Origin of the sequence: Kitasatospora sp. NPDC089797 (genome assembly GCF_040684795.1) — a bacterium.
In the GTDB taxonomy this organism is placed as follows: Bacteria; Actinomycetota; Actinomycetes; order Streptomycetales; family Streptomycetaceae; genus Kitasatospora.
In genome coordinates this window covers 1-14,967 of record NZ_JBFBGS010000010.1, presented here as the reverse complement: position 1 = coordinate 14,967, position 14,967 = coordinate 1, and the positions used below count along the sequence as shown (strand labels likewise).

The window sequence follows — 14,967 nt, the reverse complement described above, 5'->3', positions numbered from 1 at the left end:
CACCGCGGACGCCCCCCGCGCATGCCACCACTCACCTCAACAGGCCATGAAACTCAAGGGAGTTCGTCCATGCTTGAGCTGATACCCATCACGGACGGCATCGGCACGGAAGTCCGCGGAGTCGGTGTCGGTGACATCTCCGACCAGGATTTCGCGCGCATCTACCAGGCCTGGATCGACACCACGGTGCTGTTGTTCCGCGACCAGGACATGACTCCGGAACAGCACATCGCGCTCACCGCGCGGTTCGGCGGGATCTACACGTACACCCGCTCCCAGTTCAACCACGAGGACCACCCGGAGATCCTCATCCTGTCGAACATCTCCAAGGACGGGAAGCCGATCGGCTCCGCCTACAGCGGCCGGGTGTGGCACACCGACGGGCACTACCTCACCGAACCGCCGGTCGGCTCCATGCTGTACGCCCGCGAGGTGCCGCCGGTCGGCGGCGACACCTGGTTCGGCAACATGGCCGCCGCCTACGACGCGCTGCCGGAGCCGGTCAAGGAGCGCATCGAGGGCCTCCGGGTGGTCATCAGCCGGGTGCAGTCCCGGCCCTACAACTACCCGGACCGGCCGGCCCCCACCGCGGCGGAACGGGCCGAGTGGGCCGACGTGTCCCAGCCCCTCGTCCGCGTCCACGAGGTCAGCGGCCGCAAGGCGATCTACGCGGGCGGCAACGTGCCGTGGCGGATCGAGGGCATGCCGGAGGAGGAGAGCGCGCCGCTCGTCACCTTCCTCCAGGAGTTCTCCGTCCAGCCGCGGTTCACCTACCGCCACGCCTGGCGGCCGGGCGACATCATCCTGTGGGACAACCGCAGCGCCATGCACCGGGCGACGTACTACGACCACGTCGCGCACCGCCGGCTGATGCACCGCACCACCATCTCCTCGCTGCCGCCGGCCGCCGGAGCGGGGAAGGCCTCGTGACCCCGTCCACGGTGCGCACCCACGACTACGTCATCGTCGGCTCGGGGGCCGCCGGCTCCGTCCTGGCCGGACGGCTCACCGAGGACCCGAGCGTGAGCGTCCTCCTGCTGGAGTCCGGCCGGGAGCGGCGCAGCCCGCTGCTCGGCATCCCGGCCGCCGAGACCGTCCTGATGGGCAACCCCCGCTACGACTGGTGCTTCGAGACGGACGCGGACCCCACCATCGACGGGCGCAGCGTCAGCATCCCGCGCGGACGCCTGCTCGGCGGCTCCAACGCGATCAACGGGATGATCTTCGTGCGCGGCCAGCGCCAGGACTACGACGACTGGGCGCGCCTCGGGAACCCCGGCTGGTCCTGGGAGGGCGTCCTGCCCTACTTCCGGAGCATGGAGCGCGCCCCGGAGATCGGCGGCGAGAGCCGCGGCCGGAGCGGACCGATCAACGTGGCGCTGCCGCGCGAACGGGACGAGCTGTGCGACGCCTTCCTCGCCGCCGCCGTCAAGGCCGGCTACCAGGAGAACCCGGACTACAACTCCGGCGACCAGGAGGGCTTCGGCTACTACCAGGTCAACCACGAGGACGGCCGCCGCTCGTCGGCCGGGCGCACCTACCTGAAGGAGGCGCGCAAGCGCCCCAACCTCACCCTGCTCACCGACGCCCACGTCACCGGGCTGCGGTTCGACGGCACCCGCTGCGTCGGCGTGGACTTCCGCTACCAGGGGGCCGAGCGCCGGGCCGGCTGCGGCCGCGAGGTGATCGTCAGTGCGGGGACCGTCCAGTCCCCGCAGCTCCTGGAGCTCTCGGGGATCGGCTCGCGCCGGGTGCTAGGCGACGCCGGGGTGCCCGTGGTGCACCACCTCCCGGGCGTCGGCGAGAACTTCATGGACCACTTCGCGGCCCGGCTGCGGTGGCGGGTGCGTCAGCCGATCACCTTCAACGAGCGCTCCCGGGGCCTCGCCCTGGCCCGCGAGGTGGCGGAGTACGCCCGCACCCGGCGCGGCCTGCTGAGCCTGCCCATCGCGCTCGGCTTCGGCTTCGTCCGCACCTCGGAGCGCGAGGAACGGCCCGACGTCCAGTTCCACTTCGCCCCGGCGAGCTACGGGGAGGGCGCCAGCCGGCGCCTCGACACCCGCCCCGGGATGACGGTGGGCGTGTACCCGCTGCGCCCGGAGTCCCGGGGCTCCATCCACATCCGGTCGCGCAACCCGCTGACCGCACCGGCGATCCGGCCGCGCTTCCTGGACGCCGAGCAGGACCGCGCCAAGCTCGTCGAGGGCATGCGGATCGCGCGCCGGATCGTGGAGCAGCCGGCCGTCGAACGCTACCGGTCCTTCGAGCTGGTGCCCGGCAGCGACGTCCGCACGGACGACGAACTCCTCGACTACGCCCGGGCGCACGGCGACACCTCGTACCACCCGGTCGGCACCTGCCGGATGGGCGACGACCCGATGGCCGTGGTGGACGAGCGGCTGCGCGTCCACGGCGTGCACGGGCTGCGGGTGATCGACGCGTCGGTCATGCCGACGATGGTGTCCGGGAACACCAACGCGGCCAGCATGATGATCGGCGAGAAGGGTGCCGCCCTCGTGCTGGAGGACCACCGGCGGGGGTCCCGGACATGACCGGGCCGCGGGCCGGGGGCACCGCCGAACCCCGGGGCGCGGTACGGGAGTCGCCGGAGCCCGCGGGCCGTCCGCTGCGCGGGGTCGGCTACGTGTCGGCGTTCCTGGTGCTCGCGAACGCCAACGCGGTGTTCTCGGGGAACCTGCTGCAGAGCGTGCACCCCTTCACGTTCCTGTTCTGGAGCTTCTTCGCCGGCAGCCTCTTCTTCGGGACCGTCCAGGTCGTGCAGAAGGGCTGGGGCGGCCTGCGGATCGGCCGGGACTCCCTCGGCCCGCTGCTGACCCTGAACGCGACCAGCGCCTTCAACTGGATCGGCTACTTCTTCGCCCTCCGGTTCATCGAACCGGCCATCGTCGCCGCCATCCTGGGCGGACTCGGCCCGCTGGTGACGATCGTCCTGGAGCGGACCATCCGGGGGCGGCGCTTCCCGGCCCGGGTCTACCCGGCGGCCCTGGGGGTGCTGTCCGGCACCGCCCTGCTGGCCTGGGGCTCCCTCACCGGGCACTCCGGCATCACGGGCGCGAGCGTCGCGGCGTCGGTCACCGGGCTGGTGGCCTCCGCCGTCGGCGGGGTCACCCAGGCCCTGAACACCGTGGCCACCAAGCAGCTCGGGGACCGCGGCTGGTCGGCCACCCGGATCATGACGCACCGCTTCTACCTGCTCCTCGTGGTGGCCGCCGGCCTCGCCCTGAGCGGCCCCGGCCTCTCGCTCGACGGGCCCGCCCAGACCGGGCTGGTCGCGATCGCCACGATCCTGGGGGTCATCGCCCCCCTGTGGCCGCTCCAGCGCGGAATCATCCTCTCCGAGCCCTTCACGGTGGCCGCGCTGCTCTCCCTGGCCCCCATCCTCACGTACCTCTTCCAGGGCTTCGACGACCGGATGAACTGGTCGGCCGTGTCCGCGGCGGGCTGCCTGGTGGTGGCCGCCTTCACCGTCTACAGCACCCGGATCATCAGCAGGAAAGGTCACCCGTGAACGCGGTGTCGGAGCACATTCTCGTCGTGGTCGACGGCTACTCCTCCGGGACGCAGCTGCCGACCGTCCTCAAGGAGCACGGCTGGGACTGCGTCCACGTCAACACGCTCCCCGAGGTTCCGCCCTACTACGCGGCGGCGTTCCGCGCCGACGAGTACGTCGAGCGCTTCTCCTACGACGGCGACCTCGCCGGCCTGGTCCAGCGGCTGCGGCGCCACCGGCCCGCCGCCGTGCTGCCGGGAACGGAGAGCGGGGTCATCGTCGCGGACCTGATCGCCGACGCGCTCGGGCTGCCCGGCAACGACCCGTCGACCAGCACCGCCCGGCGGAACAAGTACGAGATGCACAACCGCCTCAGGGCCGCGGGCCTGCGCAGCATGGACCACTACCGCACCCGGGACTTCGCCGCGCTGCTCGACTGGGCGGACCAGGGCGCCTGGCCCGTGGTGCTCAAGCCGCAGGCCAGCGCGGGGACGGACTCCGTGACCTTCTGCGCCGACCCGGCGGAGCTGCGCCGGGCGTTCGACCTGCTGATCGGCACCACGACGCCGTACGGCGAGCCGAACGAGGAGGTGCTCGCCCAGCGGTTCCTGGTCGGGCAGGAGTTCTTCATCAACGGGGTCAGCGGGCACGGCCGCCACCTCGTCACCGAGATCTGGCGCACCGACAAGACCCGGGTGCCGGGCGCCGGGCTGATCTACGACCGGAGCGTCCTGCTCGACCCCACCGCACCGGAGACGGCGGACCTGGTCGGGTACGTCCACGGGGTGCTCGACGCCCTGGGCGTCCGCTACGGCGCGCACCACACGGAGGTGATGGTCACCGAGGAGGGCCCGACCCTCATCGAGTGCGCCTCCCGGCTGTCCGGCGGGCTCAACCGGCCCGCCGCGAACTACGCCGTCGGCAGCAGCATGCTCGACCTGGTGGGGCGCCTGGTGGCCGAGGGCGAGGACTTCGTCGACCGGCTCGCGGCCGGCTGGGAGAGCCACCGGAACCCGCTCTGGCAGGTGCAGTTCATCTCCAACCAGTCCGGCGTGGTGACGCGCTCCCACTACGACGAGCTCGTCGAGACCCTCCGCAGCCGGACCTGGCTCCAGAAGGCGCCCCGGCCCGGCGACTCCGTCACCCGGACCACGGACCTCTTCTCCAGCCCCGGCATCGTCTTCATGAGCCACCCCGACGAGGACGTCCTCCGGGCGGACCACGCCACCGTGCGCGCCTGGGAGCGCGACAACCGGCTGTTCACCGTCGGCATCTGACGGAACGTCATCCACCACGCTCACACGATGGGAGTCAGCGTGTCCGCAGCATCCCCCGCCGACCGCTTCGACTACGAGTCCAACCTCGACCGGGCCAGCACGTACCGCAGCCACCGGAGCGCCTTCTGGCCGCCGGCCGGCACCCACCAGGTGTCCTGTCTCGACTTCGCCGGCGCCACGCCCGACCTCGGCGACGGCTTCCTTCCCGCGCTCGCCCTGCTCAAGGACGAGATCGAAGCGGAGTGGAAGCGCGTGAAGGACGTCGGGGTGCCGGCCAGGCGCCGGTTCAACGCCCCGAAGCCCGTCGCCGACGCGATGCGGGCGCTGGCCGACCACCTCCCCGGCGAGCCGGACCGCCGTGCGCTCACCCTCCGGGCACAGGCCGTCCAGAACGGCTACGACGACGACATCCTGCGCGAACTCGCCGAACTCCAGGAGGAGTTCACCGTCGTGGCCGGGCAGGTCTCGACCTGGTACGGCAAGGAGGTCAAGGGCCTGCCGACCGCCTTCGCCTGCCGCACCGACGAGACCCTCCAGGCCCTGGTGACGCAGGCCCTCGGCGCCGGTGACGAGGTCGCCGCCCACCTCGGCCGCCTCCACGCCGACCTGCGCGTCGGCGACCTGCCCGCCTTCGGCGCGGCCCGGCTGTTCTTCATGGCCGGGGAGGGGAACCTGCACCCCAAGCACATCGCCTACTTCCTGCCGGAGGACGAGGGCGTCAAGTACTCCCCCTTCAAGAAGACCTACTACTTCGGCAACACCCACCGGGCAGTCCTGGAGACCGCCTCCGCCCCGCTGGCCGCCCGCTTCCTGGACATCGGCACCGTCCTCGACCCGGGCGACCCGCGCTTCGCCGCCATCCCCGTCCTCGGCGTCCTGGGGCACGAGCTCGGGCACTTCGTGCACCGCCCAGCCACCGACTTCAAGGAGCTCAACGAGGCCGACCGGTGGGCCTCCGTGGTGCTCCAGGAGGTCGCCGCCGACGTCTTCGGCGCGCTGATCCTCGCCGACGTGTGGGCGGAGCGCCTCGGCATCGCCCAGGCCGACGTCGTCGCCTACTACCTGGCGGAGTGCCTGCGCTACACCGACCGCGGCCTCGGCCACTTCCCGGACAGCGACGGCATGTTCCTCCAGCTCTCGTACTTCGTCCAGCTGGGCGCCCTCGCCCTCACCGGGCAGGACGGCCCCCGGCTCACCGGCGACCCCCAGGTCGTCCTGGCCGGGCTCCGCTCGCTGGCGCGGGTCCTCGCGGACGCGCTGCTCGGCGGGCGGGGGGCGCCCGCCGTCGCCCTGCACCGCGCCTTCGGGCCCGCCGTCGCCGCACCGCTGCGGCCGCTCGTCGACGCACTGCGCCGGCTGCCCGCCAAGTCGGTCGAGTACACCCAGGAGCACCTGTACGCCGCCGGCCGCCCCGCCACCTGACCCTCGCTCCACGACCTCGGGAGGACCGAGATGACCCGCACGACGCAGAACCTCGCACTCGTCCGCGACTACTACACCTCGCAGCGGGCCGTCGGCGAGGAGACCACCAACATCTACGAGATATGGGAGAACGGGGGCGCGTTCAACGACTCCGTCACGCCGTCCACGTACGTGCCGCAGTACCGCTCCCACATGGCCGACAAGCTCCTCTCGCTGACCCGGGACGGCGCGACCGTCTTCTCGCTCGGCTGCGGCAACGCCGCGGTCGAGGGCGTCCTGGTCGGCGAGAACCGCAAGGTCCGCGCGATCGACGTCAACCAGGAGGCGGTGGAACTCGCCCGGCGCAAGGGCGTCGACGCCTTCACCGCCGACTACTTCACGCTCAGCCCGGAGGACGTGGGCGACGTCGACCTCGTCTACGCGGACGGCTTCCTCGGCCACCTCTTCGACGCCGACGAGCACCTCGGCCGCGCCCTCGGCAAGCTGACCGGGTTCGGCCTCGGCTCCGGCGCCCACCTGGTGTTCTCCAACGACGCGCCGCAGGACCCGACCGTGGACTTCGCCCCGCACGAGCGGGTCGCCGACTTCTGGTTCATCGCCAAGGACTACCTCCAGGAGCGCCTGGTCGACCACGGGTTCGCGCCCGTCGAGAGCTACTACGTCTCCTACGACCGCCCGCTCAGCGGACCGCGCAACCGGACCGTCTGCGTCGTCCGCGTCCCCTGACCCGCACCCGTCGAAGGAGGGGGGAGAGATGCCGGTACCCGACGGGTTCGCCCGACGCCTGCTGCCCGTCCTGGAGGACGTCGCCGCCGCGTACGGGACACCGTTCCACGTCTATGACGCGCAGGGCATCACGGACACCTACCGGGGCATGGTCGACGCCTTCCGGGGCGAGCCGTTCCGCGAGTACTTCGCCGTGAAGGCCCTGCCCAACCCGCACGTGCTCGCGCTGCTGCTCGGCGAGGGGAGCGGTCTCGACTGCGCCTCGCCGGTCGAGCTGCAGATCGCGGAGCAGCTCGGCGCCACCGGGGACGACGTGGTCTTCACGTCCAACAACACGGCGCCAGCCGAGTACGAACTCGCCCTGAAGGCCGGGGCGTTGATCACCTTCGACGACCGGTCGCTGCTCGACCGGGCCGAGACCCTGCCGGACGTGGTCGCCTTCCGGGTGTCGCCGCACGGCCTGGCGGCCGGCTCGGCGCTGATGGGGGACGCCACCCGGACCAAGTTCGGCGTGCCGGTGGACCGGCTCCCGGACGCCTACCGCGAGGCCCGGCGCCGGGGCGCGACCCGGTTCGGCCTGCACGGCATGGCCTGCGCGAACGAACTCGACATGGACCGGGCGATCCAGGCCGCCGTCGCCGTGGTCGAACTGGCCGCGCACCTGACCGCCACCACGGGCGTCGAGTTCGAGTACGTCAACGTCGGCGGCGGCCTCGGCATCCCCTACCGGCCCGACGACCGGCCGCTGGACTTCCGGGTCTACGCGGACGCCATCCTCGCCGCCCGGCGCCGGAGCTTCCCCGGCCGCCAGGGCCCCAGGATCCTGATGGAGTGCGGGCGTTACGTCACCGGACCGCACGGGGTCCTGGTCACCACCGTCATCAACCGGGCGAGCAAGGCCCGCGAGATCGTCGGCCTGGACGCCTCGATGTCGGCGCTGATGCGCCCCGGGTTCTACGGCGCCTACCACCACCTGACCCTGCCGTTCGCCACCGGGCGGCCGGAAGGCCGGTACGACGTGGTCGGCGCGCTCTGCGAGAACATGGACAAGTTCGCGGTCGAGCGCCCGCTGCCCGAACCGCGCGAGGGGGACCTCGCGGTCATCCACGACACCGGCGCCCACGGGCACGCCATGGGGTTCACCTACAACGGGCGGCTGCGGCCCGCCGAACTGCTCCTCACCGCCGACGGCGACGTCGTCGAGATCCGGCGGGCCGAGGAGCTCGGGGACTACCTGGCCACCGTACGACCGCAGCCCAGGCCCGTGCTGAGCGCGACCCCCCGCGCCGCACGGCACCACGACGAGCACGGGAACCAAGGTGAGTAGTGTGCACGACCGAGCGCTGATCGACGCCGCCTACGAGCGCCGCACCGAGCTGTCCCGGGACGAACTGGCCGCGCTCGCACCGCACATCGAGTCCGGGCTGGCCGCCCTCGACCGCGGCGACCTGCGCGCCGCCCAGCCCGTGGACGGGGCCTGGGTCACGGACACCTTCGTCAAGAAGCTGATCCTGCTGTCCTTCCTGATCCACGACAACCGGCCCGCGCAGTCCGGGCCGGGGCGGCCCAGGACCTTCGACAAGGTGCCGCTCAAGTTCGAGGACTGGCAGGAGAGCGACTTCCAGAAGGCACGGATCCGCGTCGTGCCGGGCGCCGTCGTGCGGCACGGCGCCCATGTCGCCCCCGGCGCCGTCCTGATGCCGTCGTTCGTGAACATCGGCGCGTACATCGGGCCCGGCACCATGATCGACACCTGGGCCACGGTGGGCTCCTGCGCCCAGGTCGGCGCGCGCTGCCACGTCTCCGGCGGCGCCGGACTCGGCGGCGTCCTCGAACCGATCGGCGACGACCCGGTCGTCATCGAGGACGACGTGTTCATCGGGGCGCGCAGCGAGATCGCCGAGGGCGTCCGGGTGCGGCGCGGCGCGGTGATCGGCATGGGGGTCTACCTCGGCCGGTCGACGCCCGTCGTGGACCGGGCGACGGGCGAGGTGCACTACGGGGAGGTGCCCGAGAACGCCGTCGTGGTGCCCGGCTCGCGCACCGACCGCCACCGTCCCGAACTCTCCGTCTACGCCGCGGTCATCGTGAAGTACGCGGACGAGCGGACCAGGGGCAGAACGGCGCTGAACGACCTGGTGCGAGACTGACCGATGGACCAGGCCCACAGCGCCTTCGCCCGCCTGCGCGCCCTGCTCGCCGGCAGCCCCGCGCCCCCGGGGCTCGAACCGATCCAGCTGCACCTGGGCGAGTCCCGGCTGGCCGCCCCGGAGATCGATCCGACCCCGCTCGCGGCGACGGCGGACTGGACCCGCTACCCGGAGCTCGGCGGCAGCGCCGGGCTCCGGGCCGCGTACGGCCACTGGCTGACCCGCCGCTTCGGCGTGGCGCGCGCCCTCACCGGGGGGACGATCGCCGTCGAACCCACCCCGGGCACCAAGCAGGCGGTGGCGGTGGCCATCGCCCTGGCCGCCCGGCCGGCCGGGGCCGCGTCCGGCCGCCCGCCCGCCGTCGTCATGCCGAACCCCTACTACCCGACCTACCGGGCCGGCACGGCGGCGGTCGGCGCCCGACCGGTCTTCTACCGCCCGGACACCGCCGGGGACACCACCGGGGACGCCGCCCCCGTCGAGGCCGCGGTCGACGCGGCCGGCGGCCGGGCCGCCGTGGTCATCGTCTGCAACCCGGGGAACCCGCAGGGGCGGGTCCTCCCGGCGGACGCCCTCCGCGGCGCGGCCAAGGCCGCCGCCGGGGCGGGGGCGCTGTTCGTCGTCGACGAGTGCTACACGGACCTCGCGCTCGACCGGCCGCCCACCGGGTACCTGGCACTGGTGGAGGCGGACGGCGGCGCGCCCGGCCCCTTCCTCGTGCTGCACAGCCTGTCCAAGCGCTCCGGCGCGCCGGGGCTGCGCAGCGGCTTCGCCGCCGGTGACCCGGCGACCGTCGCCGGGTACGCGGCCTACAACCGCCAGTGCGGGGTCTCGACCCCCGGGCCGGTCAACGCCGTCGCCGCCGCGCTCTGGTCGGACGACGCCCATGTCGAGCGGGCCCGGCGGGCGCTGGTGCGCAACTGGGAGCTGGCGGACGCGGCCCTGGGGCACGTCCCCGGCTACCGCCGGGCCGAGGCGGGGTTCTTCCTCTGGCTCCCGGTGCGCGACGACGAGGGGACGGCCCGTCGGCTCTGGTGCTCCCGGGCGCTGTCCGTCATGCCGGGCCGGTACCTGGCCGCCGAGGAGGAGGACGGGGTGAACCCAGGGGCAGGACACCTGCGCATCGCCCTGGTGCACGACGAGGGGCCGATGCGCGAGGCGCTGGCCCGGCTCGGGAGCGCGCTGTCGACGGCGCCGGACGGGGAGGAACCATCATGACGGCACACGCACCGGGGCCCGCCGGGAGCACCGCTCCCCCGGTGTCACCGGTCGGGATCGCCCAGCGGCTGATCCGGTTCAACACGGTCAACCCGCCCGGCGACGAGGCGGAGTGCGTCGCGTGGATCCAGCGCCTCCTGGACGGCGCCGGGATCGAGACGAAGATCGTCTCCGCCGTCCCGGGCCGCCCCAACCTCATCGCCCGGCTGCCCGGTCGCGGCCTCGAACCGCCGTTGCTGCTGCACGCCCACGTGGACGTGGTCTCCGTCGAGGGGCAGCAGTGGACCCGCCCGCCGTTCGACGGCGAGATCGTCGACGGCGAGCTGTGGGGGCGCGGAGCGGTCGACATGAAGGGCCTGCTGGCCATGATGCTGTCGGCGATGCTCCGGATGCGGGCCGCCGGGGAGGTGCCCGCCGGAGACGTCCTCCTGGTGGTCGTCCCGGACGAGGAGGCGGGCAGCACGGTCGGGGCGCGCTTCCTGGTGGAGCGGCACCCCGAGCTGTTCGAGGGCGTCAGGTACGCGATCGGCGAGGACGGCGGCGCCGAGCTCCGGCTCGGCCGGTACGCCCGGGTGCACCCCATCGTCGTCGCGGAGAAGCGCACCTGCTGGGTGCGGGCGCGGCTGCGCGGACCGGCCGGCCACGCCTCCCGGGTGGCCGCCGAGGACGGGGCCGTGCGCAAGCTGGGCCGGCTGCTCGCCGGGATCTCCGACGGCGGGCTCGGCGTGGAGCTCACCCCCGTCGTCGACCGGATGCTGGCGGAACTGGCGGCGGCGCTGCCGTCCCCGGTGCGTGAAGGGGTCACGGCGTTCCGGGCCGACCCCACCGACCCGGGCGCGCTCGCCGGTCTCGACGACACCTTCGTGGGCTACCTGCGGTCGGTCGTCCAGCACACCGTCAGCGCGACGGTGCTGCACGGCGGCACCGGCACCAACGTCCACCCCTCGGAGATCACCGTGGAGCTCGACGGCCGGGTGCTCCCGGGCGACTTCAGCACCGCGGACTTCCTCGCCCGGCTGCGCGAGCGGATCGGCGAGGACGTGGACCTCGAACTGTTCGTGGAGGGCGAGTTGACGCCGCCGCCCCGCCTCGACGGCTTCTACGACCGGCTCGCGGCGGTGCTCAGGGCGATGGATCCGAACGGCGTGCCGCTCCCCGTGGTCACCACCGCCTCCACCGACGCCCGCGTCTTCAGCCAACTCGGCATCCAGTGCTTCGGCTGGCTGCCGCTGCGGCACGGACCGGACACCGTCTACCGGGACCGGCTGCACTGCCCGGACGAACGCATCGCGGTGTCGGCACTGGAGTTCGGGGCGGACTGCTTCCACGCGCTGCTGTCGGCGCCGCCCGTCCAGGACGGGCCCGCACCCCTCACCCACGGATCGGGGAGTGAACATTGACGCACTGGCTGGCGGTGGAGGACACCCCGGTGGCCGCCCCGCCCCCACGGGGCGGCGCCCGGCAGATACTCGTGGCCTCCGTCGGCAATGTCGTGGAGTGGTACGACTGGCACGTCTACACGTTCCTGGCCACCTACATCGCGGCCGAGGTCTTCCCCCAGGGGTCCGGCAACTCCCTGGTCCCGCTGCTCGCGACGTTCGCCGTCTTCGCGGTCGGCTTCTTCGCCCGCCCCCTGGGCGGCCTCCTGCTCGGCGCGGTCGCCGACCGCCGCGGCCGCCGGGCCGCGCTCACCGCGACCGTGTTCCTGATGGGGGCGAGCTGTCTCGTGGTCGCGCTGACCCCGACCTTCGCCGTGGCCGGTCCGCTCGGACCGGTCGTGCTGGTGCTGGCGCGGCTGGTCCAGGGGCTCTCGGCGGGAGGGGAGTTCGCCGCGAGCACCACGCTCCTGGCGGAGTCGGCCGGGCCGGGCCGGCGCGGTCTGTTCTCCAGCTTCCACTACGTGGCCGCCACCGCCGGACAGGTCCTGGCCTCCGGCACGGCCGCGCTGCTCGTCCTCACCCTCGACGACCACGCCATGCACACCTGGGGCTGGCGGGTCCCGTTCCTGGTCGGCGCGGTGCTCAGCCTGCTCGGGCTGTGGATCCGGCACGCGGCCCGGGAGACGCTCGCCGAGGTGCGGCCCGAACGCCGCACCGGGCTGTTCGAGGGGGTCCGCCGACACCCCCGGGCGTCCCTGCTGATCTGCGGCATCACCGTGGGCGGGACCATCGCCTTCTACACCTGGACCACGTACCTGCCGACGTACGCGCAGGTGAACGCCGGCTTCGACAAGGGCCGGTCGCTCCTGGTGGGCACCGTCTCGCTGGTCTTCTTCGGCCTGGTCCAGCCGCTCGGCGGCCTGCTGTCCGACCGCGTCGGCCGCCGCCCGCTGCTGCTCGGGTTCGCGGGCGGCTCCGCGGTGCTGTGCGTGCCCCTGCTGCACCTGATCGGCAGCTCGTTCTGGTCGCTGCTGTTCGTCCAGTGCACCGGCCTGCTGCTGCTGACCGGCTACACCTCCATCGCCGCGGCCGTCAACGCGGAGGTGTTCCCCGCCCGGGTGCGGGCCTCCGGCGTGGGTGTCCCCTACTCCCTCACCGTGGCGCTGTTCGGGGGGACCGCTCCGTACGTGGGCACGCTCCTCAAGGACCAGGGGGTCGCCGACGCCTTCCCCTGGTACGTCGCCGGGCTCTGCCTGCTGTCCGGGCTCGTCTACCTGCGGTTGCCGGAGGGCGCGTTCGAGCAGCTCGACCGCTGAGGCCGGGGTGCGGTGGGCGCCGCCGGGGCACGGCCCACCGCGCCCCGGCGGGTCAGGCCCCCACGCGCTGCTGGGCGGCCAGCAGGTAGCCGGCCTGGAGCCGGCTCTGGGCGCCCATCTCGGCCATGATCTCGGCGATGTGGCGGCGGCAGGTGCGCACCGAGATGCCGAGGCGGGTGGCGACGGAGGCGTCCGTCATGCCCTCGATCAGCAGCCGGACGATGACCCGCCGGAGGTCGTCCGTGAGGTCCGCCCGCAGCGAGGTGCCGCCGGTGTACGGCTCGGCGCCCAGCCACAGCCGCTCGTGGACCTCCACCATCACCGCCACCATGTGCGGCTCGCGGACGAGGGCCGCGGCGTGCGGGTCGCCCGGCACCGCGATCACCGCGGCCTTCCGGTCGAAGACCAGCATCCGGGTGAAGCGGTCGTCCAGGGTGCGCACCTGGGCCCCCAGCTTGGTGATCCGCTCGACGTAGTCCTTGATGTCCGGGCGCAGCCCGGCCGTGTGCTGGTAGAGGACCTTCAGCCGGACGTCCCTGCGCAGGAGGTCCTCGTCCCTGGGCGCCGCCTCCTCCAGGGCGCTGACCTCGCGCCCGCCGCCGGGCTGGGCCGTGAGGACCTCCTCCTGGCAGTGGTCGGCCAGGTCGGCGATGACCGACCGGACGTCGGCGAGGCGCCGGATCAGCTGGAACTGGCTGCGGTGCTGCTGGGCGGAGGCGCTCTCCTCGAAAGCAGGCATGAAGGACATCAGGTCCTTGCGCTTGCGGTCCATGGAGGCCCGCCGCGTGCGCATCTCCCGCTCCAGCGGGCCGAGGACCTCGACGACCGCCTCGTCCGGCGCGACGGCGACGAGCCGGCCGCCGGAGCGGATCCGGACCAGCCCGCTGGTGAGCAGGTACTCGACCGCCGCCTCGACCGCCGGGCGGGGCAGCCCGAGCTCCTCGGCGAGCTCGGCCGGGACACCGTGGTCCACCTCGTGGTTCAGCACGTGGCTGTACACATGGAATGCCGACTGGCGGCACACTTTCCCCGTATCCATACCAACTCCGAAACTGGTGACCCCGTTGCGGGGCTACGAAGGACGAGATTGGAGGGCAAAACCGGACATATGGATTCGTCCGCACCGTCGAGGACGTGGGAAGGACATAGTTGTCGCAATCATGACATGTATGAGCCCGAACCACACGGGTGGTCCGCATGGTGAGCAGGCGCCGAACCGGACCCGGACCCCGGCCGCGGCGGGGCGCGACCCCGCACGCGGGAGCCCCGGTCGGACCTGTGGATCCCCGGAGCGGCGCCCGTCCCCCGTGAACACTCCGGGGTTTCGAGCCTAATCCCAACTCACGCTGCGTGTACGTGGTTTCGCGATTGAGACGCCGCTCACAGGCCCCGCCCGGCGGCCGACGGCGCGGCGCCCCGCACGGGGGCGGCACGCGCCGCGCCGGACGGGCCGCTCCCCGGAGCGGGGGCGGCACGGTGTCGGTGCCCGGAGCCGGACTCGAACCGGCACGGCCTCACGGCCAAGCAGTTTTAAGCTGCCCGTGTCTGCGTTCCACCATCCGGGCGTCCTGCGAACCACCCCTGAGCGTAGTCGCCCGGATCACCCTTTCGCATGTTCCCAGCCCGGGAAGTTGTCATGTTTCCCTGCCATCTGACGAACAGTTCGGGATCTGGCCACGAACCACGGTGATTCCGGCCACCGCGCCGCCCTCAGGGTTCCGTCATACCGCAGGAGGAGGGGCCCGCCCCTCCCGTACGCCCAGCGGTGGTCGGGCCAACCGTTCGGCGGAGCGACGCAGAACCATGATCACGTCGCGGAGCATGGAACCAAGAATCCGCGAACCCGCAAGGAGCACCCCCGTGACCTCGTCGACCGCAACCGCCGTCCGTACCGGCCTGGCGGCCGCCCGCGCCACCGGCCTGAACAAGGTCTACGGGGAGGGGGAGACCCGGGTCGTCGCCCTCGAC

General features: G+C 72.9%; 12 protein-coding genes, 1 tRNA gene and 1 pseudogene. 12 read left to right on the top strand and 2 right to left on the bottom strand.

All coding sequences use genetic code 11. From position 1 onward, the window contains the following. Positions 1-69: 69 nt before the first annotated feature. The 11 genes from AB0O91_RS09990 to AB0O91_RS09940 are packed head-to-tail and all read left to right on the top strand — an operon-like array spanning position 70 to position 12,999. A complete protein-coding gene (locus AB0O91_RS09990) occupies positions 70-930 on the top strand; it encodes a TauD/TfdA family dioxygenase (protein WP_363429843.1) in 861 nt (286 codons plus the stop codon). Continuing rightward, complete coding sequence (locus tag AB0O91_RS09985) at positions 927-2,552, top strand: GMC family oxidoreductase N-terminal domain-containing protein (protein WP_363429841.1); 1,626 nt, start codon at positions 927-929, stop codon at positions 2,550-2,552. The genes AB0O91_RS09990 and AB0O91_RS09985 overlap by 4 nt, the downstream gene beginning before the upstream one ends. Continuing rightward, positions 2,549-3,529 carry a DMT family transporter gene (locus AB0O91_RS09980; RefSeq protein ID WP_363429840.1) on the top strand — a complete coding sequence of 327 codons (981 nt, stop codon included), beginning with the start codon at positions 2,549-2,551 and terminating at the stop codon, positions 3,527-3,529. Before AB0O91_RS09985 ends, AB0O91_RS09980 begins: the two co-directional genes overlap by 4 nt. Then, complete coding sequence (locus tag AB0O91_RS09975) at positions 3,526-4,788, top strand: ATP-grasp domain-containing protein (RefSeq protein ID WP_363429838.1); 1,263 nt, start codon at positions 3,526-3,528, stop codon at positions 4,786-4,788. The genes AB0O91_RS09980 and AB0O91_RS09975 overlap by 4 nt, the downstream gene beginning before the upstream one ends. 39 nt (positions 4,789-4,827) lie before the next feature. Then, the gene (locus tag AB0O91_RS09970) at positions 4,828-6,210 is read left to right on the top strand and encodes a hypothetical protein (protein ID WP_363429837.1); all 1,383 of its coding nucleotides are present in this window, start codon (positions 4,828-4,830) and stop codon (positions 6,208-6,210) included. Positions 6,211-6,240: 30 nt separating this feature from the next. Further along, positions 6,241-6,936 carry a class I SAM-dependent methyltransferase gene (locus tag AB0O91_RS09965; protein WP_363429836.1) on the top strand — a complete coding sequence of 232 codons (696 nt, stop codon included), beginning with the start codon at positions 6,241-6,243 and terminating at the stop codon, positions 6,934-6,936. 28 nt (positions 6,937-6,964) lie between these two features. After that, positions 6,965-8,263 (top strand): diaminopimelate decarboxylase, encoded by a 1,299-nt coding sequence (locus tag AB0O91_RS09960; RefSeq protein WP_363429834.1) that lies wholly within the window; start codon positions 6,965-6,967, stop codon positions 8,261-8,263. 1 nt (position 8,264) lies between these two features. Next, positions 8,265-9,086 (top strand): 2,3,4,5-tetrahydropyridine-2,6-dicarboxylate N-succinyltransferase, encoded by an 822-nt coding sequence (locus AB0O91_RS09955; protein ID WP_363429832.1) that lies wholly within the window; start codon positions 8,265-8,267, stop codon positions 9,084-9,086. A 3-nt stretch (positions 9,087-9,089) separates the two neighbouring features. Beyond that, positions 9,090-10,304: an aminotransferase class I/II-fold pyridoxal phosphate-dependent enzyme gene (locus tag AB0O91_RS09950; RefSeq protein WP_363429830.1), complete on the top strand. Its 1,215-nt coding sequence runs from the start codon at positions 9,090-9,092 to the stop codon at positions 10,302-10,304. Next, positions 10,301-11,704, top strand: coding sequence for a M20/M25/M40 family metallo-hydrolase (locus AB0O91_RS09945; protein WP_363429828.1), 1,404 nt, complete (start codon positions 10,301-10,303; stop codon positions 11,702-11,704). The genes AB0O91_RS09950 and AB0O91_RS09945 overlap by 4 nt, the downstream gene beginning before the upstream one ends. An 8-nt stretch (positions 11,705-11,712) precedes the next feature. Then, positions 11,713-12,999, top strand: a complete 1,287-nt coding sequence (locus tag AB0O91_RS09940; RefSeq protein ID WP_363430119.1) for an MFS transporter — start codon at positions 11,713-11,715, stop codon at positions 12,997-12,999. A 52-nt stretch (positions 13,000-13,051) separates the two neighbouring features. Here the strand turns inward: AB0O91_RS09940 and AB0O91_RS09935 are convergent, their stop codons facing one another. Together AB0O91_RS09935 and AB0O91_RS09930 are read right to left on the bottom strand one after the other, a co-directional pair. Next, positions 13,052-13,987: a helix-turn-helix domain-containing protein gene (locus AB0O91_RS09935; protein WP_363429826.1), complete on the bottom strand. Its 936-nt coding sequence runs from the start codon at positions 13,985-13,987 to the stop codon at positions 13,052-13,054. Positions 13,988-14,482: 495 nt separating this feature from the next. After that, positions 14,483-14,564: transfer RNA gene (locus tag AB0O91_RS09930), tRNA-Leu, on the bottom strand. A gap of 256 nt (positions 14,565-14,820) precedes the next feature. On the opposite strand from AB0O91_RS09930, the pseudogene AB0O91_RS09925 reads away from it, so the two are divergent. Then, a pseudogene (locus tag AB0O91_RS09925) lies at positions 14,821-14,967 on the top strand (ABC transporter ATP-binding protein); the annotation flags it as partial.